Raw genomic sequence first — 16,732 nt, 5'->3', positions numbered from 1 at the left:
GTAAAAATGGAAATCAGGCTGCGCGCGGCGGATAGACGCGCGTCGGCAGGATGGGAATGATCAGGATCATGGCCAGCGCGATGGCGGCGACAATGAGGTACAGGTCGGACGAGGTCAGGGTGACGACTTGCGCATGCATGCGCGCACCCAGGCCCGCCACGTCCACGCCGGTCGGCAGGTTGCCCAGGCGTTCGCTGAGCACCGTCGAATGAAAATGGTTGCGGCGCGTGATCAGCGCATCGAGCACGCCGGTGGCGACGACGGCCGACATGCCCTTGATGGTGTTGAACCAGGCGGAGGCGAAAGGGCCATCCTGCGGCGCCAGGCCCGTGGTGGCCAGCAGCAGCAAGGGAATCACGGCCATCGGTTGCGCAAAGATCTGTACCGCTTGCAGCAGGTAGAAATGCGTGCGGATCCAGTCCGGCGACATGCGCGCGCCGAGCACGCAGGACAGGGCCAGCAGGGCCAGGCCGATGGCCAGCACCCAGCGGCAGTCGACGGCGCGGATATTGCACAGGGCGGCCACGAGCGGCAGGGCGATCAATTGCGGCAGCGCCACCATCAGCATCACGGGCGCCGTTTGCAGCGGGCGGTAAGCGTGCACCTGCGCCAGGTAGGACGAGGGAATCAGGATCACGGCCAGCAGCACGAACAGCACGCCGCCCAGGGTCAGCAGGGCGTGGCTGAGGTTGCGCCGCGACAGCAGCTGCAGCTTGAAAAACGGCAGCGGATGCGACCATTCGTTGATGAAGAACAAGACGAGCAGCAGCAGGCCGCCGCCCAGCAGCACGCAGATCAGCGGCGAGGCGAACCACGCCAGGCGCTCGCCCTGCAGCAATCCCACCACCAGCATGCTGATGGCGGGCAAGCCAAGCAGCAAGCCGCGCCAGTCGAACTGGCGCAAGCGCTCCAGGCGCAGCGGGTCTTGCGGCAAGCCCCAGGACACCATCAGCAGGGCGACGATGCTGCCCGGGACGATTTGCCAGAACGCCCATTGCCAGCCCAGGTATTCCGTCCAGAAGGCGGCCAGCGGCGTGCCCAGGCTGGGACCGAAGGTGGCGCTCAGCGCATAGCCGCCCAGGCCATACAGCTTGATGTTCGGCGGCAGGAAGCGCAGCGCCACCGTCATCAGCATGGGCGGCAGGGAGCCGCCGGCCGCGCCCTGCACCACGCGCAGGAGTATCAATACGGACAGGTTCGGCGCGAACGGGCAGAGCACGCCGGCGGCCATGCAGACGAGGATGGCGGCGGCCGTCAGGCGCCGCAGCGAAAAGGTGACGGAGCACCACGGCGCGAACGCCATGGCCGACACCGAGGCGGCCGCATACAGGGCGACGAGCCAGCTGGCGTCGTCGCGCGCGATGCCCATGGCGCCGCGGATGTCGGCCAGCGCGACCTTGGTGATGTTTTCATTCAGGCCGGATACCAGCACGGCCAGCAGCACGCCGGCCAGGCCCGTGGCCAGGCGCAGGCCAAAAACGGGGGGCGCGGGCGGCGCGGCCGCGGGGACGGCGCCGGGAAGGGGTGCAGCGGACACAGGGAACTCCGTGGATGAGGATCAGTCCACGCAGTATAGGTAGCCGTTAATCTTGTGAAAATTGATAATTAATGAAGTCTGAATTGCGTCTGGTGCAATGATTGTGTGCTCAGACCTAAGCGTCCGGCGGCGTGCTGCCGCACAGCTCCTTGATCATGCGGCGCAGCCAGCGGTGCGCATGGTCGTGGTCCAGGCGCGGGTGCCAGGCCTGGAAGACTTCCACGCTGTCGACGGGAATGGGGAGCGTGAATGTACGCAGCCTCAAGCCCAGGCGCTCGACGATGGCCAGCAGGGGCGTGGGCATCAGCGGCAGCAGCAGGCGCGAATCGGCCACGGCGAAGATGGCGGACTGGAAGTTGGGGCTGATCAGCGAAACCCGGCGCGTGTAGCCCCGTTCGGCCAGGGCCGTGTCGAACGGGCCGCGCGCCAGGCCGCGCCGCGAGACGCTGATATGTTCGTACTCGGTAAAGCTGTCCAGGTTGACGGGGCCGTCGAAGATCGGGTGGTCGCTGCGGGCGATGCCGACAAAGCCGGTGGTAAACAGATGCTGCAGCTTGATGTCGGGCGCAAAGGCGCGCCGCGCGCTGATGTACAGGTCGACGCGGCCCGCGTGCAGGGCGTCGTTTTCCGTGGCGCCGTCGCCTTCTGGCACGAAGCGCAGCACCGTGTGCGGCGCATGGCTGGCCAGCAGGTCGCGCAGCTTGCCGCCGTAGGCGCCGACAAACACGTCGTTGGCGCACAGGCTGAAGGTGCGTTCCAGGGTGCGCAAGTCCACCTCGCGGCCGGACGTGAAGATGGCGTGCGCCTGCTCCACCACGCCGCGCACCTGTTCGCGCAATTCCAGCGCGCGCGGGGTGGGCGTCAGGCCGCGCCCGGAGCGCACGAAGACAGGGTCACCGATGGCGTCGCGGATGCGCGCCAGGGTGCGGCTCATGGCCGGCGCGCTCAAATTCATGCGCCGCGCCGCGGCCACGGCGCTGCCTTCCTCGAGCAGGATGTCGAGGGCGACGAGCAGGTTCAGGTCGGGGAGTTTCATGCGGCGATTATAGCCCGGGGGCCAATGCCAGCGCTGCGCCGGCAGGACGCCGGCGCATCAGGGGATGCTACTGCGGGATTACTCGGCTGCCGGCTCGGCGCCGCAGCATTTCTTGAACTTCTTGCCGCTGCCGCAAGGGCAGTCGTCGTTGCGGCCCACTTTCGGCTCTTCGCGCTTCATGGTTTGCACGGGGGCCTTGCGGCGGGGTACCCAGAAACGGTGGATGGCCGGCAGGTTCGCTTCCAGTTCCTGCGCCAGCTTGTGCGCCTTGACCGGGTCTTCCACCAGTTTCAGCTCTTCTTCCTTGATTTCGTCGGCGCCCAGCAGGTAGATAGGCTGCATCAGCTCGGCCACTTCGGAATCCCAGATTTCGTTCCACGAACCGGGACGCAGTTCCATGCCGTCCCAGAAGCCCCAGCACCAGGCTTCGGCGTCGATCAGGGTCTGGCCTTCGTAGTCGTGTTCGACGAACAGGGCTTCGAACTCCTTCGGCGCCACTTCAAACGTCACCAGCACTTCGTTCATGAAGCGCATGATCAGGTTGACGATGCGTTCTTCTTCCTTGCTGTTCTTGAATTTCGGCGCATCTTCGGCATCTTCGCCCCACACGCGCGGCAACCATTCGGCCGGCATGATCGGTTCCGGGCCGATGGCGACGGCCGTCAGATAGCCGTGCAGCATATCCATGGTCATCGCGTCTTCGGAGCAGCGCTCCGACAACAGGAATTGGTCTAATTCGTCGAATTCTTTTTCTGATAATGGCTGTTCGAGTTGCATGGCTTGCTCTTTGTATTGAATATAAGCCGCCAGTATACGCCTTGCGGCGCTTCATCACCGAAGTGTTTGCACCGGCGGCCCGCGCGCGCCTTACAATGTCGCTTATGTACAATGAAAACCAGCCGCACGAGGACGACCGGCCCGTCCATCCTTTTTCCGCCCTGAGCCCCGATTGCGTGCTCGACGCCCTCGACAGCGTGGGCTTGCGCGGCGATGGCCGCCTGCTGGCCCTGAACAGCTATGAAAACCGCGTCTACCAGGTCGGCATCGAAGACAGTGCCCCCCTGGTGGCCAAGTTTTACCGTCCCGCGCGCTGGAGCGATACGGCCATCCTGGAAGAACACGCGTTCGTGTCCGAACTGGTCGAGCGCGAAATCCAGGTGGTGCCGGCGCTGGAAATCAACGGCAGCACCCTGCACCAGTACCAGGGCTTCCGCTTTGCCGTCTTCCCGCGCCACGGCGGCCGCGCGCCCGAGCTGGGCGACCCGGCGACCCTGGAATGGATAGGGCGCTTCATCGGCCGCATCCACGCCGTCGGCGCGCTGTCCACCTACAAGGAGCGGCCGGCGCTCGATCACCAGACGTTCGGCGTCGAACCTCGCGAATTCTTGCTGGAAGGTAATTTCTTGCCGCCCGAATTGCTGGCTGCGTATTCCAGCGTGGCGCAGCAGGCGCTCGACGGCGTCAAGCGCTGCTATGACCGCGCGGGCGACGTGGCCGTGCTGCGCACGCATGGCGATTGTCATGGCGGCAACGTGCTGTGGACGGATGCGGGCCCCCATTTCGTCGATTTCGACGACAGCCGCATGGGCCCGGCCATCCAGGACCTGTGGATGATGCTGTCGGGCGAGCGGGGCGACATGGTGCGCCAGATGAGCGACATCCTGGCCGGCTACGAGGATTTTTGCGATTTCGACCCGCGCCAGCTATACCTGGTCGAAGCGCTGCGCACCCTGCGCCTGATCCATTATTCGGCCTGGCTGGCGCGCCGTTGGGACGATCCCGCCTTCCCCGTCGCCTTCCCGTGGTTTAACACGCAGCGCTACTGGCAGGACCGCATCCTGGAACTCAGGGAGCAGGTTGCCTTGATGGATGAAGCGCCATTGTGGCCTGTTTAAGCGCGCGATAAAACGCCCATGGCGGCGTTGCATTGCCTAGGCGTACTATTCGTACTGCCGTCGGCAATGCGCCTTGCCCTGAGCATTTTCTCGGACGCTTAAATCCCTGGCAAATCCTGAAAAGAGCGGTAAAACAGGCTCTTCTTGCCGCGCTGATTTGTGCATGCCTGTTCGATAATGGTGGTAATAAATTCCCATAAGCAACGGAATTCACCCGAATAAGCGAGAAATCATGCAAGCACAGCAAAATCAGCGCCAGGCCGCCTCCCTCACCGTCGCGTATTCCGCCGACGACGAGTTCGACCAGGACAGCATGGTCTCGCTGCATGATTTCAAGGACCTGGAGCGCAAGACCGAGGCGCCCGTGCCTGCTGCGCCAGTCACCGCTGAGCTCCCTGCGCCCCAGCCGCCAGCCGAACCGGCAGCGGAAACCGACGCCAAGGCGCCCGCCGCCGAACGCCAGAAAATGGAATTGAAAGCCATCCACGAGGCGATTGCCCGCGTGGAAGCGGAAGCGAAGGCCACCTGCGCCGCCGAAAGCCGCGCGCTGGCCGAGGCGCGCGTGCGCTCGCTGGCCGAGGACCGCGCCGCCATCGACGCCGCCGCTGCCGCCGCCGCACAGCAAAATGCGCAGGCAGCCGAAGAGGCGATTGCCGCCAACCGCGAACGTCTCGACACCATGCGCGCCGCCGCGCAAGCCAGCGTGGCCCGCCTGGAAGCCGTCAAGCAGGAAACGGCCGAATTGCGCGCCCGCGTGGAATCCGACAATGAAATCCGCCTGGCCGCCGAACAGCGTGCGCGCGCCGAACAGGAAAGCCGCTTGCGCGCCAGCGAGCAAGTGGCCGTGCAGTCGGAACTGGCCGAACAGGCCGCCCGCGCCGCTGAGGAATTGCAAGTGCAGACGGAGCAGGCGCGCCTGCAGGCCGTCGAGCGCGTCGCCGCCGTGCAGGCGGCCAAGGAAGAAATGGTGGGCATCGCCTCGGCCGACGCCAGAGTCGCCGTGCTGGCCCGCGAGCGCGAACGCCATGCGCACGGTGCGCGCCAGACGGCGCAGATGCTGGCCGAAGCGGAAAGCGAAGCGCTGGACTTGACGGTGCAGCGCGAGCGCGCCGACCAGATCGCGCTGGAATCGGCCTTCAACCGCGCCGCCGCCGAAGTGCGCGCCCTGGAAGAAGCGCGCGCGCTGGCGCACCTGGAGCAGGAACGCGAAGCCATCGCCCTGGCGCAGGCGGAATCGGAACGCCACGCGGCGCAATCCCTGCGTTTGCGCCTGCAGACGGAAAAGGAATTGCGCGACGCGGCCATCCACCGCGAGCGCCTGGAAATGGTCGCCGTGGCCAGCGCGCAGGCGCGCCGCGATGCCGACGTGCGCATCCTGGCCGCCACCGAGGCGCGCATCGAGGTGGACCGCCAGCTGCGCGCCGTGGCGCTGGCCCGCGTCACCGCGGAACAGGATGCGGAAATCGCCGGCCATGCCAAGCTGGAGGCGGAAACGGCCGCACTGGAACAGACCAAGGCACGCGAAGCGGCCGAGCAGGCCGCCGCCGTCGCGGCGGCCCGCGAACTGGAAGAGCAGCAGCGCGCCGCCAGCCTGGCGCATGAACGGGCCGAACTGGCGCGCCAGGCGGCGGAACTGGCCGCCAGCCAGAACGACGCCGAGCAGGCCGAGGTCGATGCCGGGAAAGCAACTTTAGCCGCGCAGGAACAGGCAGCGCAACTGGCGCAGGAAAAAGCCTTGCAGGCCGAGCAGCTGCTGCAGGCCGAGCAGGAACGCCTGGCCGCCGAACAAGCCGCCATCGCCGCCTTGAAAGAAAAACTGGAAGCGGAAGCGCTGGCGTGCAACGCGGCGCAGGAACGCATCGCCGCCGAAGGCGCGCAGGCGGAACTGCTGCGCGGCCAGCATGCGGCCGAACAAGCCTTGCGGGAAGCGGCGCAAAAAGAAGCCGACGCGATCCGCATCCTGATGGACCAGGCGCTGGTCGAAGGCGAGCAGAAAGCCGCCGCCGCGCAAGCCGTGCAGGCGCAGGCGCGCCTGGCCGTGGAACTGGGGCAAGTGCACAGCGAGCGCGCCCGCGTGGAAGAAGACAAGGCGCAAGCCGCCGAAGCGCTGCTGGCGTCCGAGCGCGATTTCGTCGCGGCCGAACGCGAGTCGCTGGCGCTGATTGCGCAAAAATTGGCGCAGCAGCGCCAGACCAGCAGCGCCGAAGAGCGCGCCTCGCAAGCGATTGCCGGCCGCCTGGAAGCGGAAAAGCAGGCGACGGCGGCAGCCGAAGCGCGCGCCGCGATGGAGCAGCAGGCGCTGGACGCCATGCGCCAGCGCGAGCAGCTGGAACTGGCCGCGCAGCAGGCCGCCAGCGAGAAGCTTGCTGCGCAGCAAACTTTGCTGGCCAGCGCCCAGGCCCACGCCGCCCTGCAGCGCAAGGCGGCCGAGACGACGCGCGCGATGGCCGAGGCCAAGCAGCAATTGCTGGAGATGGAAACGGCGCGCGCGCAGCAGCAGGAGCGCGAACTGGCCGCCCTGCGCGCCAGCCTGGAGCAGCCGCAAAGCGCGTTTTCCAGCTCCTTGAGCGCCGCCCGCGCGAAAGCCGAACAAGTCAGCTCGGCCAGCTTGACGCGCGAAGTGATCGAGCGCCTGACGCAGCCGAATGACGCGGGAGCCGTCTGGCGCTCGCGCTAGGCAGGATACCGAAGCAAACCTACTGCGCGGCGCGCTTTGCGGCTGGCGATGCTCACCGTACTAGAAGTACGGTTGCGCTTCTCAGCCACAAATCACTGCCGCTCGCTACGGTTTTGTTCGATATCGTTACTTTAGTGGAAGAGAAGTTTTTTACGTTTTTCCATCAGAATTTTCTCCCCATCCCCACCAGTAGCACATCCGCATCGCGGTGATAATCGCTCACAACCCGGTTCCACGCCACTTGCGCCACCCAGCGGCGGTCGACGTGGTAGCGGGCCACGGCCGACAGCAAGCCTGTCAGGCGCGTGCCGTGGCCCTGGCTGTCGCGCCCGTCCCACGCCACGTAGGGGCCGCCGCCCATGCCGAATTCCACCTTTTCATTGAGCGAGCGGATCAGCCACAGCTGGGCGGCCATGCCGCGCCGGTGCGCCAGGTCGGTGTTGCCTTCATCGAGGGCGGTGACGGTCCAGTCCACGTATTTTCCCGCCGCGCGCCGGTATTCCAGGGTGAACGGGCGTGAGGACTCGGAGCGCAGGCTGTTGACGATGGTGTGGCCCGTCGCCAAGGTCAAGGTGTCGTCGTGCGCCCAGTTCTGCAAGTGCAGCTTGGCACCGGGCACGCCGTCGTAGCGGTAGCCGGCGCCGATCAGCAGGTGCGTGGTGTTGTCCTTGCCGTCGGGCTTGATGCGGTTGAGCTGCGCTTGCGCATACCAGCGGTTGTCGAATTGCCAGCGTGCCTGCAGGCTGACGATGGAGCCCCAGCCGTGGTCATTGTCGAAGTTATGCAGGCCGTCGTCGGTCCTGGCCGTGTCGAAGAAGAAGTAGCGGCCCACGCCGGCGCCCAGCATCAGGCCTTGCTCCACTTTTTTCGTGCGCAGCCAGGCCTGGCCCGCCATGCCGTCGCGGTGATGGTCTTGCGGATGGCCCTCGTTGATGTAGGACAGGCTGACGGCATTGTAGTTGCCCACCGGCTGCGTGTAGCTGATGGCGGCCACAAAGGTGCGCTCACTGGTCGAGCTGACTTTCAGGGCGCCGGCCATGCCGGACAAGTCCTGTGCCTGGGCGGACAGGGGGTGCGAGGCGGCCAGCAGCGCCAGGACGATGAATGGTATGCGCATGACGTTTCCAGTGGCGGGTGAATACACGCTAACGATCGGCTGGCGGAGCGACATGCGATGGCACAAGAATCTTGCACATTGACTACATTTGTAAACTGTTCAGCCAGAAATTGTCACAAGTGTACAAGAAAGTGGGAATGTGTGAGGCACCGGCCTGGTAAGGCTGGCCGGCGCGGGACTGCGAAATTACGGTATTACTGGCTCAATACGACTTTATCGGCAAAATATTCCGTCTCGCCGAAGCATTGCGTGGGCACGCCCTTGTGCTGGCTGTAGGTGACGAGGATGCGCTTGCCGGCTGCGGCCGTCAATTGCTTCGCCACTTCTTCATCGCGCACGCTGAACTGGAATTTTTCCGGGATGGTGCCCGGCAGCGCCGTCAGCAGCAATTCACCTTCCCATGTCTTGCAGATCCAGCCCCGCTTGGAGAACTTTTGCAGGTAGCCCGCCCGTTCGCCTTCCGAGTACGAGAAGCTGAGGGCCATCCACGTGTAGGCTGCCAGCAGCAGGAAGCCGGCCACGAGGAAGATGGCGAAGGCGAAGGTGACTTTTTTGGTCGTTGGGGTCATGTTAGGAGGTGAATTGTTTAATTGGAGAAAGAATTAATCTTTCCGTCCGGCTTTCCAGTTGAGACCAAAGTTGTAGCGCTCGTCCATCGCCTGGTGCGCCGTGATTTTACCTTGGCCGCCGAAGTATTCCACCAATTTTGTCACCTGCAGGTTGCCGCCGTGGTTTTCCAGCATGGCGATGGCGCACATGGCGTGCTGGCTGTCGCTGTCGAGGCGCACTTCCACGGTCGGCTGGCCGGGAATTTCGATCGTCACGACGCCATCCGTGGCGGCCCAGTTCGGCACGCCTTCGTAGATGAACGCGTACACGAGCACGCGCTTGATCTGGTCGAAATGGGTGCCGTTGATGAAAATGTTTTCGCCGCTGCTGACGCTGCCCGTGCGGTCGTCGCCTTCCAGGTGGATGTACGGCGGACGGTCGTATGCGCCCCAGCTGTTGCCCAGCGCCTGCACGGCGCTCTTGGCGCCGCCGCTCATTTCGAACAGGCAGCCAATGTCGAGGTCGATGCCGCCCGCACGGCCGGCCGGCTTGTTGAACAGCTTGCCGAGGAAGCCCGTGTCCAGTTTCGAGGCGGGCGCCTGGCCTTGCGACGCGTTCTGGTTCCAGTTCAGGTTGACGCGGATGCGGCCATAGCCGCCGCTGTCGCGCTTGTCGAGCGAAATCTTGTCGCCGCGCTTTTCCAGGCGGATCTTCGACAGCGAGATTTTATTCGCCGCCGGCGGGGCTGCCGGCGTGGGCACGGGAACGGGAGCCGGCGCCGGGGACGATTGCGCCGCCTCGCTGCCGCCGAAGTGCTTCAGCAGCGCCGCCAGGCCGCCCGCGAAACCCTGGCCCACGGCGCCGAAGCGCCAGCTGCCGTCGCGGCGATACAGTTCGCCGATGATGACGGCTTTCTCGTCCTGGAAGTCATTGCCTGTGAAGGCAAACGTGGCCGCCTGGCCCAGCGCCATGCTGGAATTGCCCAGCGCGCGCATGCTGCCCTGTTCCGTCGCCGCCGTGAAGACCAGCTTGTCGATGGAGGCGGGCAGGCGGGAAAGGTCGACCTGGAAGGTGGAGCGGGGGCCGTTCAGCTCCACCGTGATGGCGTTGTCCGGCGCGCTTTTCTGGTTGAAGAACACCATGTAGCGGTCGTCCGACAGCTTGCCGGCCGCATCGACGCCGAAGCAGCTGACGTCCACTTCCATCGAACCCGATACGATATCGAGCGTGACGGCAAACGGGCCATTCAAGCCCAGGTCAGCCAGTTTGCCTTTTTGTCCGCGTGTGAAATTGGTCATGGTCGTGCAATCCCTTCGTCGCTTGAGAGTTGAGTCAATGAGGTAGTCGGTGCGTGCGCCGGCGCCGTGTCGGCTGCATGGCGGATGCCGAACAGGCGCGCCTGCTCGATGATGCGCTGCGCCCAGCTGCTGTGCGTGGCCACTTCGCACATCGATTCCTGCATGCGGAACACGGCCGGGCTGTCCGGATCGATGATGCGCAGCGCCAGTTCGATGTCCGACTGCGCCACCTGGTAGTGGCGTTCGATCTGCGGCACCTGGTCCGGATGGATGGCCGTCTTGGCGATCATGCCGTGGGCCATGTCCTGCGCCACTTCCGCGTCCAGCCAGCTGCCTTGCGACAGGTGTTCGAAGACGGGCGCCGTCAGCTGGAAGCCGTGCGGCTTGAAGATGGTCACGAGGCGGCCGATGACCTGTCCCAGCGGGGTTGAATAGATGGTGCCGCTGGTAGGGCGGCGCAGGCCCAGCAGGGCCAGCAGATCGTTGCCGCCGATGCGCAGGGCCAGGATGCGGCGGCGTACTTCCGGCGCCGACAGGAGGAGGCGGAACTGCTTCATTTCCTCGTCGTCGAACACTTCCGCCGTTTCCAAGGTCGGCATCAGCAAATGGTGCGTGTGGCGCACCAGCTCGAAATACGCGGCGAAGTTGTGGCGCGTGGACTTGGGCAGCACGAAGCCGCTCAATTTGTCGGCGCCGGGCATGGACAGTACGCGCGCCAGCACTTCGAGATTACGCACGCGCACGAAGCGCAAGGTATCCGATTCGGCACCCATGTTTTGCAGCGCCAGCGACAAATTGAACAGCGCGTAACTGAGATCGCGTTCCGCGATGGCGTCTTCGGTGCAAAGTATGACCGAACGCAAATGGCTGAATTTGTCGCCATTGGCGATCGCCAGCAAATCCTTGTGCGTGGTCGGCACATACATGGAGGCGCCCAGCGCCGCCTTGTGTTCGCTTTGTGGGTGTAGGGAGTTGTTATCCATCGACTGCGCTCCTGATAAGGGCGACCGCCTGGTAAGGCAGCGCCGGTTCTACTGTGACGGGTATGGCTTTTTCCTGCGCCAAAAGCAGCAAATGTGCCACGTCCGGCGCATTCGTGTCGCGCACGATCAGGCGCTCGGGCACGCGGCGCAGCAGCACGCGGGTCGCTTCGCCGATGCCTGGCTTGATCAGGTTGATGTCGCTGATGCCGTATTCCTGCTGCGCCGCGGCCATGTAGGCTTGCGAGCGGGCCGCCATGGCTGGCGCATCGCTCGCTTCGGCCAGCGGGATGCCGCTGCTGGCGGCAATCGCCATGGCGTCGGCCACGAGGCCGTCGGCGAAAGCGCGCGACTGGTCGTGCTGTTCGAACTGCGCGTAATACACGCAGCCGTGGAAGTCGTCCGGGCCGATGGCTTCATTCAACACGGAGCGGCTGACCAGGCCCGAGACGGTGGCGTTCAGGATGCTCGACGGGATCAGGTAGTCGTTGGACGAGGCGGCGCAGGCGGCCGTGCCGGCCAGGTCGGACAGCACGAACAGGCCGCCGTCGATCGCCGTGCCATTGGCGGCGTTGAAGTCGTTGACGGTCTGGCGCAGTTCGCGCGAAATCACGCCCTTGCCCGTCCAGCCATCGACGAAGACGAGGGAGGCGTCACCATGGCCCTGCGCCAGGATGTGCTGCAAGGCTTTCGCGTCGATGCCGCGGTCGCGGATGATGGAGACGGAATAATGCTGGCACTCGCGCTGGAACACCTGGCGCAGCAAATGGCCCAGGATGACGCCCACTGGCGTGCCGGCGCGCGCCAGCGACACCAGCGTGATGGGACCCGCGCGGCGCGCCGCGATCAGGGCCGCCAGGCGCAGGCAGTCGCGCGCCATCTGCAGGCGGTTGGCCGCGAACGCGCTCTGGAACAGGGCCAGGTAGGCGGGCGAGGGCAGGGATTCCGGCGACAGCATTTCGCTGTAGTGGCGCTGGCCCGACTGGATCAGCCGCTCTTTTTCGGCCAGGTCGAGGATGGGTTCGAGCGCCATCGGCGTGAGCAGGAACTCCACGTCTTCCTGGCGGTAGCTGCCGCTGAAATGCTGCTTGTTCATAGCGCCGCCACCGTGAGTGCCGCCAGCTGGGTGCCGTTGGGAATGATGGCGTAGTCGCAGGCGGCCATGAAGCGGGCGTCCGAACGGCTGTCGCCCATGCCGAAGCTGACGATGGGGCCGTGTTCGGCTTCCAGTTCCGCGCGCAGGTAAGCCACGGCGCGCGCCTTGTTCAAGGTCTTCGGCAGCACGGCCAGGTTGTTGCCGTTGCGGTGGATGAAGTAGTCGCTGCCTTCCGTGGCGATCCACTGCTGCAGCACCTGCTCTTCGATGTCGGCCAGGCGCTCGCCGCGCGCTTCATGGTCCTTGACGACGATGTAGAACGGCGTGTTGTAGTCCTCGATCAGGCGCGCGCGCGAGGGCATGCCCGTTTTGGCCTGGAAATCGTCGATGATGCGCATGGCGTCCCTCAGGCCGGGCAAGGCCGTCTGCATGTCATCCTGCATCAGGGACAGCCAGCCCGCATCGAGCGCGCCGCCCGGCTGCAGCACGATGCCGCCGTAATCGAGCACGCTGTAGCTGGTAAACGGCAGGTCGACCCGGCGGAAGGCGTCGCCATTTCTCGCCGTGGCGGGAATCAGGGTCATGCCGCTTTGCGCAAAGTCAAAGAAGGCGCGCTGGCGCGCCGTCGTAAACGAGCAGGCGTCGCCATTTTTCAGATAGGCGGCTGGCTGCAGGTCGGTCTCGCCGGGGCATTTTTTCGGGGTCTGGAACAGTGTGTCGTCCAGATCAACAAACAGGAATTTCTTCAATTTTGGTCTCTGACTGAAAGTGGAACAGGCGGCCATTGAGCTGGCCGGCGAGTTGCATGAGGGCCGGGCTGGCCGGGGTTTCATGGCAGATGAAAACGTGCTGGTACTGGCCGGGCGCCACGTTGTACAGGTAATTGGCGATGCCTTCGCCGTAATTGTCGTCGCAGCGGACGATGTGGCCGACGGAACCCCACGACAGGATGGGGGAGCGCGTGGTCGATTGCACCACCACGTTCTTGCCCAGGCTTTCCAATTCGCGCGCGAGCAGGAACGACGGATGCATGAATTCGCCCGTGCCCAGCACCAGCACGGAGTCGCCGGCGCCGATTTCCTGCGCCAGCTGCACCGCCAGGCCTTGCGGCGGATTCAAGGCGCGTCCCACGCCGATGCGGCCGAACGCGGGGCTGGCGCCCCGTTCCGCATTCGCCTCGAAGCGCTGCGCGCTGGCCGCCACGGGCGCCGGCGCATCGCCTGCCTGGAATGCGTACTGGCCGGACAAGGCTGCGCCGATGCTGGTGGGCAGGCCGAAACGCTCGCTCAAGCCCGCGTTGGCTGCCTGGCCCATGAAATTGGTGATCACGCCCAGGTGCAGCTTTTCCAGCTGCGGATAGCGCGCGCGGCACACTTGCACCAGGTTGGCGAAGGTGTTGCCGGTCGACGCTTCATCGTCGATCAGCACCAGGCTGCGTGCGGTGGAAAACAGGGCGCTGGCCGCGTCCGACAAATGCAGGAACTGGCGCGGCGCGTGGCTGTGCGATTCCTCGAATTCGAAGAAAGGCACGCTGCCCACGCGGTAGCGTGAGCTGTGCAAGAACAGGGCCTTGCCATTCGGGTTCGCGCGCAGCCACGCCTCGAACACGCCCTGGCCCAGGCCGACGGCCGTTTCCGCCATGGCGATGAAGACCACGGGACCGGGCAGGCTGGGGGGAATCTGCGCGGCCAGGTCGTCGTGGATGGTTTGCATGGCGCGCGGCGTGACGGGCCAGTGCTTGCCCAGCACCTTGGACAGGAACAAAAAGCCCCGCTTGGCGTTGGCGCGCGCGGCAAAGCCGATCAGCCAATCCAGCGGAAAGCGCGCCTCGTCCACCTTCAGGGTCAGTTCGCCCGTGGGCATCTGCTGCTTGACGAGGTTCATGGCAGCTCCACGGCGTAGGCGGCTTCGCCCACGCGCATGCCTTCCTGGATGGCGGGCACGGTGAGCTTGTCAAAGCCCTGGTCGAAACCGGCCAGCGCCAGGTAGGGCAGGTTGGGACCGGCCGCGCACGCCATGCCGATGCCGCCCGACATGCGCGGATTGATCTCCAACAAGGCCAGGCCATTCGCGCCTTCGCGGAACTGGATGTTGAAGACGCCATTCAGGCGGTAGTCGCGCGCCAGTTTGTCGCAGGCCGCCAGCAAGTCGGCGCGCAGCTCGATCAGCTGGCTGCTGCCGCCCCCGTGCAGCTTCTTGCGCGGCACGGCGCAAATGAGCTTGCCCTGGTCGGCGACGCAGTCGGCGCTGTATTCGTGGCCATCGAGGTATTCCATCAGCAGCAGGGTCTTGAACGTTTCCATCTGCGCCAGGCCGTTGCGCAGCTCTTGCGCATTGATCTGGTAGGCGGCGCCGGCCAGCAGCAGCTGGGCGCTGGTGCGCTCTTCATCAAGGATGGCAAAGCCCAGGGCATACACGGATTCGGACGGCTTGATGCACAGCTTGCGGTGCAGCGGGCGCAGTTCGGCGCACGCTGCGTCGTATTCGGCGATGTTTGTGACGGCGCGGTAGTCGGCCGGGCGCGCCATGGGCAGATCGAGGCCGTCGCAGAAGCGCGCCTTGTCATGCATCAGGGTCAAGGTCTCTTCGCTGGCCACGCTGAGCACGCGCGTGCCGATGGCGGCGAAGCGCGCGCTGGCGCTGCCGATCAGGCCTGCTTCCTTGCCGGGCCAGAAAATCGTGATGCCCCGGTCGCGGCAAAATTCCAGGCACCACTCGACATAATCGAGACCCGTGAGGCCGGACGGTTCGACCGCGTATTCGTGGGCCGCCAGGAAGGCGGCCGCGTGCGCGTTCGTATTGCTGCATACGAGGTGATAGCGGGGCGCACCGTTTGTCGCGGCCATATCGGCCTCGCGGATCAGGCGCATGGCCGTGCCGACGGAGGAAAATGTTTTGTTGAACCAGACTCTTTGCATGTACGGGGACCGGGTGGAAATAGGGGGAAGCCGCGCGCAGGTGCGCGCGCGGGGATTCTAAGCGGCCAGACTTAACCTGGCCTTATAGAGGAGGGGGAATCAGCCGGCTTTGCCGCTGGCCGTCCACTTCAGGAAGGCGTCGCGGTTGCGCGAACAGATGAATACCTTGCCCGAGCCGGAAAAGCGCAGCACGATGCCTTCGCCGCTGGTCACGCTGTTGACGATATTGCCGAGGAAGCCGCCGATGCCGCCGCCGCCCGTGGTCACGGAAATCTCGTATTTCAGGCTATTGTCCCAGCACACGACGTGGGAATTGTCGATCACGACATCCTTGCCCGGCTCGACGTCGAGCTGGAACATGGAGCCGAAGCCCGACACCACCACTTGCCCCGTGCCGGCCGTCTCCATGACGAAGAAGCCGCCCGACTGGGCGAACAATGCGTTGCCGATGCTTTGCGTGCGCACCTTCATTTCCGTGCCCGAGGTGGCGGCGACAAAGGCGCCGTCGTTGAGCAGGTACTGGCGCGCGCCCACGTCGACCACTTCGATGGCGCCCGGCAGGGTGGGCGAGAGCAGGCAATCGCCGCTGCCGCGCACCGCTTCGATGTGCTGCTGGAAGAACGATTCGCCGTTGGCGAAGCGGCGCATGATGGCGCTGCCCAGGCCGCCCGTCATCTTGCCTTTCAAGTCCAGCGCCGTCTCCATCATCACCATCGCATCGGATTCGCAATAGATGGTTTCGCCCTGTTTCATGCTGACGTGGAGGAAAGGATCGACGTCGCCCGTGACACTAAATACTGGCATGATAAATCTCCAAAAAAAAAGCCGCCTGAACTGTGCAGGCGGCAGTAATGATATGACACTAGTCCAATTCATCGCAGAAAGCCAGGCAGGCTTTCTGCGTGTGAATTTTAGGCATTGACGCCGAACGAGCGGGCCAGTGGGCCCAGGCCGCCGTTGAAGCCCTGGCCGATGGCCTTGAACTTCCATTCGCCGTTGTAGCGGTAGATTTCGCCAAAGATCATCGCCGTTTCCGTCGAGCTGTCTTCGGACAGGTCGTAGCGGGCGATTTCTTTTTCGCCTTCCGCGTTCAGGCAGCGGATGAAGGCTTTCGAGACCATGCCGAAGTTCTGGCGGCGCGCGTCGGCGTCGTGAATGGTGACGGTGATGCTGATGCGGTCGATGTCGTTTGGCACGCGGGTCAGGTCGATTTCGATGCGCTCATCGTCGCCTTCGCCTTCGCCCGTCTGGTTGTCGCCCGTGTGGACGACGGAACCGTCGGTCGACTTCAGGTTGTTGTAGAAAATGAAGTCAGAGTCGCCACGGACTTTGCCGTCGCTTTTCAGGAGGAAAGCGCTACCGTCAAGGTCGAAGGTGGCGCCGTCCGTCGAACGAGGATCCCAGCCGAGGCCGACGATGATCTTCTTCAGGTTCGGTGCTTCCTTGCTCAGGTTGACGTTGCCGCCTTTTTGCAAACTGATTGCCATGTGGTGCTCCTTTTCAGTAATTAACTCAAAACGCCAATCAAAACCTACTGCGCGTCGTAATTTGCGGCCTGCGATGCTCACTGTACCTTCGTACAGTTGCGCTTCTCTGCCACAACTTCCTTCCGCTCGCTACGGTTTTGTC

At 64.6% G+C, this 16,732-nt stretch carries 15 protein-coding genes; 2 read left to right on the top strand and 13 right to left on the bottom strand.

Annotation, left to right across the window (positions count from 1 at the left end):
• Positions 1 to 13: 13 nt before the first annotated feature.
• The 3 genes from O0881_RS16310 to O0881_RS16300 form a co-directional block, all read right to left on the bottom strand.
• Positions 14 to 1,537, bottom strand: coding sequence for an MFS transporter (locus O0881_RS16310; RefSeq protein WP_289912201.1), 1,524 nt, complete (start codon positions 1,535 to 1,537; stop codon positions 14 to 16).
• A 115-nt stretch (positions 1,538 to 1,652) separates the two neighbouring features.
• A complete protein-coding gene (locus tag O0881_RS16305) occupies positions 1,653 to 2,573 on the bottom strand; it encodes a LysR family transcriptional regulator (RefSeq protein ID WP_289912200.1) in 921 nt (306 codons plus the stop codon).
• A 78-nt stretch (positions 2,574 to 2,651) separates the two neighbouring features.
• The gene (locus tag O0881_RS16300; protein WP_034785080.1) at positions 2,652 to 3,350 is read right to left on the bottom strand and encodes a UPF0149 family protein; all 699 of its coding nucleotides are present in this window, start codon (positions 3,348 to 3,350) and stop codon (positions 2,652 to 2,654) included.
• 104 nt (positions 3,351 to 3,454) lie between these two features.
• Here O0881_RS16300 and O0881_RS16295 point away from each other — a divergent pair, with 104 nt between their 5' ends.
• Both O0881_RS16295 and O0881_RS16290 read left to right on the top strand, forming a co-directional pair.
• The gene (locus O0881_RS16295; RefSeq protein ID WP_289912199.1) at positions 3,455 to 4,468 is read left to right on the top strand and encodes a serine/threonine protein kinase; all 1,014 of its coding nucleotides are present in this window, start codon (positions 3,455 to 3,457) and stop codon (positions 4,466 to 4,468) included.
• A gap of 232 nt (positions 4,469 to 4,700) precedes the next feature.
• Entirely contained in the window at positions 4,701 to 7,145 is a 2,445-nt protein-coding gene (locus tag O0881_RS16290; protein WP_289912198.1) for a hypothetical protein, read from the top strand.
• Between the two features lie 163 nt (positions 7,146 to 7,308).
• Here O0881_RS16290 and O0881_RS16285 read toward each other — a convergent pair whose 3' ends face one another.
• The 10 genes from O0881_RS16285 to O0881_RS16240 all read right to left on the bottom strand — a co-directional run bounded on the left by O0881_RS16285 (position 7,309) and on the right by O0881_RS16240 (position 16,590).
• Positions 7,309 to 8,262: a hypothetical protein gene (locus O0881_RS16285; protein WP_289912197.1), complete on the bottom strand. Its 954-nt coding sequence runs from the start codon at positions 8,260 to 8,262 to the stop codon at positions 7,309 to 7,311.
• Between the two features lie 194 nt (positions 8,263 to 8,456).
• Positions 8,457 to 8,831, bottom strand: a complete 375-nt coding sequence (locus O0881_RS16280) for a hypothetical protein (RefSeq protein WP_046682297.1) — start codon at positions 8,829 to 8,831, stop codon at positions 8,457 to 8,459.
• 33 nt (positions 8,832 to 8,864) lie between these two features.
• Positions 8,865 to 10,109, bottom strand: a complete 1,245-nt coding sequence (locus tag O0881_RS16275) for a TerD family protein (protein WP_289912196.1) — start codon at positions 10,107 to 10,109, stop codon at positions 8,865 to 8,867.
• Complete coding sequence (locus tag O0881_RS16270; protein WP_289899329.1) at positions 10,106 to 11,092, bottom strand: HpcH/HpaI aldolase/citrate lyase family protein; 987 nt, start codon at positions 11,090 to 11,092, stop codon at positions 10,106 to 10,108. The genes O0881_RS16275 and O0881_RS16270 overlap by 4 nt, the downstream gene beginning before the upstream one ends.
• A complete protein-coding gene (locus O0881_RS16265) occupies positions 11,085 to 12,185 on the bottom strand; it encodes a cysteine protease StiP family protein (protein WP_289912195.1) in 1,101 nt (366 codons plus the stop codon). Before O0881_RS16265 ends, O0881_RS16270 begins: the two co-directional genes overlap by 8 nt.
• Positions 12,182 to 12,934, bottom strand: a complete 753-nt coding sequence (locus O0881_RS16260; protein ID WP_099664997.1) for an HAD family hydrolase — start codon at positions 12,932 to 12,934, stop codon at positions 12,182 to 12,184. Before O0881_RS16260 ends, O0881_RS16265 begins: the two co-directional genes overlap by 4 nt.
• Positions 12,912 to 14,069 carry a phosphoribosyltransferase domain-containing protein gene (locus O0881_RS16255; RefSeq protein WP_289912193.1) on the bottom strand — a complete coding sequence of 386 codons (1,158 nt, stop codon included), beginning with the start codon at positions 14,067 to 14,069 and terminating at the stop codon, positions 12,912 to 12,914. Before O0881_RS16255 ends, O0881_RS16260 begins: the two co-directional genes overlap by 23 nt.
• Positions 14,066 to 15,103, bottom strand: a complete 1,038-nt coding sequence (locus tag O0881_RS16250; RefSeq protein ID WP_289912192.1) for an ATP-grasp domain-containing protein — start codon at positions 15,101 to 15,103, stop codon at positions 14,066 to 14,068. The genes O0881_RS16255 and O0881_RS16250 overlap by 4 nt, the downstream gene beginning before the upstream one ends.
• A 99-nt stretch (positions 15,104 to 15,202) precedes the next feature.
• Entirely contained in the window at positions 15,203 to 15,907 is a 705-nt protein-coding gene (locus tag O0881_RS16245; protein WP_289912191.1) for a TIGR00266 family protein, read from the bottom strand.
• Between the two features lie 107 nt (positions 15,908 to 16,014).
• A complete protein-coding gene (locus O0881_RS16240) occupies positions 16,015 to 16,590 on the bottom strand; it encodes a TerD family protein (RefSeq protein ID WP_099664994.1) in 576 nt (191 codons plus the stop codon).
• Positions 16,591 to 16,732: the final 142 nt, after the last annotated feature.

Origin of the sequence: Janthinobacterium sp. SUN100 (genome assembly GCF_030397705.1) — a bacterium.
GTDB lineage: Bacteria > Pseudomonadota > Gammaproteobacteria > Burkholderiales > Burkholderiaceae_D > Janthinobacterium > Janthinobacterium kumbetense.
This window is presented reverse-complemented; position numbering and strand designations above follow the sequence as displayed.

What these genes read in the sequence shown, in the direction of transcription:
- O0881_RS16305 (WP_289912200.1), bottom strand. Translation starts at nt 2,573, where the DNA reads ATGAAACTCCCCGACCTGAACCTGCTCGTCGCCCTCGACATCCTGCTC.
- O0881_RS16300 (WP_034785080.1), bottom strand. Translation starts at nt 3,350, where the DNA reads ATGCAACTCGAACAGCCATTATCAGAAAAAGAATTCGACGAATTAGAC.
- O0881_RS16295 (WP_289912199.1), top strand. Translation starts at nt 3,455, where the DNA reads ATGTACAATGAAAACCAGCCGCACGAGGACGACCGGCCCGTCCATCCT.
- O0881_RS16290 (WP_289912198.1), top strand. Translation starts at nt 4,701, where the DNA reads ATGCAAGCACAGCAAAATCAGCGCCAGGCCGCCTCCCTCACCGTCGCG.
- O0881_RS16285 (WP_289912197.1), bottom strand. Translation starts at nt 8,262, where the DNA reads ATGCGCATACCATTCATCGTCCTGGCGCTGCTGGCCGCCTCGCACCCC.
- O0881_RS16280 (WP_046682297.1), bottom strand. Translation starts at nt 8,831, where the DNA reads ATGACCCCAACGACCAAAAAAGTCACCTTCGCCTTCGCCATCTTCCTC.
- O0881_RS16275 (WP_289912196.1), bottom strand. Translation starts at nt 10,109, where the DNA reads ATGACCAATTTCACACGCGGACAAAAAGGCAAACTGGCTGACCTGGGC.
- O0881_RS16270 (WP_289899329.1), bottom strand. Translation starts at nt 11,092, where the DNA reads ATGGATAACAACTCCCTACACCCACAAAGCGAACACAAGGCGGCGCTG.
- O0881_RS16265 (WP_289912195.1), bottom strand. Translation starts at nt 12,185, where the DNA reads ATGAACAAGCAGCATTTCAGCGGCAGCTACCGCCAGGAAGACGTGGAG.
- O0881_RS16255 (WP_289912193.1), bottom strand. Translation starts at nt 14,069, where the DNA reads ATGAACCTCGTCAAGCAGCAGATGCCCACGGGCGAACTGACCCTGAAG.
- O0881_RS16250 (WP_289912192.1), bottom strand. Translation starts at nt 15,103, where the DNA reads ATGCAAAGAGTCTGGTTCAACAAAACATTTTCCTCCGTCGGCACGGCC.
- O0881_RS16245 (WP_289912191.1), bottom strand. Translation starts at nt 15,907, where the DNA reads ATGCCAGTATTTAGTGTCACGGGCGACGTCGATCCTTTCCTCCACGTC.
- O0881_RS16240 (WP_099664994.1), bottom strand. Translation starts at nt 16,590, where the DNA reads ATGGCAATCAGTTTGCAAAAAGGCGGCAACGTCAACCTGAGCAAGGAA.